Consider the following 1,037-nt stretch of genomic DNA (forward strand, 5'->3'; position numbering starts at 1 on the left):
AGTTACTGGTGTTTCTGGTGTTACCTTAGCTGGAGTTTCTACTGGAACTTCAACTGCTGGTTGACCTGGTTCTGTAATCTTACCTGTACCTGGTACTTTACCGTCTGGTAATTCACTGTTTGGTACTGTACCTTTACCGTCTTCACCGATTGTGACTGTGATTGGGTTACCATCTTTACCTGGGATTTCTACCTTAGTTCCTGGTGGGTATGTTGAGCCATCTGGTTTCTTAGGTGTTACTGTAACGTCACCTGTCTTAGGATCTTGTTCAACATCTAGTGTTGGTGTCTTACAAGCTGGTGTTGTTACATCTACTGGTTGTGATGGTTTTTTATTAGGTTCGGTTACTGTTCCTGTACCTGGGACATCTTTCTTAGGAAGCTTGTCATTTGGTACTTCACCTGATCCATTGTCACCGATTGTTACTGTGATTGTTGTTCCATCTTCACCTGGAATTTCTACCTTAGTTCCTGGTGGGTATGTTGAACCATCTGGTTTCTTAGGCGTTACAATCGCATCACCATTTGGTTTGCGTGTGATTTCAATCTCGCTTGGTGTTTCAGTTGTTGGTGTTTCTGGTGTTACCTTAGCTGGAGTTTCTACTGGAACTTCAACTGTTGGTTTACCTGGTTCAGTAATCTTAGCTGTACCTGGAACTTTACCGTCTGGTAGGTCACTGTTTGGTACTTTACCTTTACCGTCTTCATCGATTGTAACGATGATTGGGTTTCCATCTTTACCTGGGATTTCTACCTTAGTTCCTGGTGGGTATGTTGAGCCATCTGGTTTCTTAGGTGTTACTGTAACGTCACCTGTATTAGGATCTTGTTCAACATCTACTGTTGGAGTCTTACGAGCTGGTGTTGTTACATCTACTGGTTGTGATGGTTTCTTGTTAGGTTCGGTTACTTTACCTGTACCTGGGACATCTTTCTTAGGAAGTTTGTCATTTGGTACTTTACCTTTACCATCTTGACCGATTTCAACAGTGATTGGACCATCTTCACCTGGGATTTCTACCTTAGTTCCTGGTGGAT

The 1,037-nt window shown here is 42.6% G+C and carries 1 pseudogene; it reads right to left on the minus strand.

Going from position 1 to position 1,037, the window contains the following annotated elements:
• Nucleotides 1–1,037 (minus strand): annotated as a pseudogene (locus GEZ89_RS09635) (hypothetical protein); the annotation flags it as partial.

The sequence above is a fragment of the Streptococcus mitis genome (assembly GCF_009496285.1).
GTDB classification, from domain to species: Bacteria; Bacillota; Bacilli; order Lactobacillales; family Streptococcaceae; genus Streptococcus; species Streptococcus mitis_BP.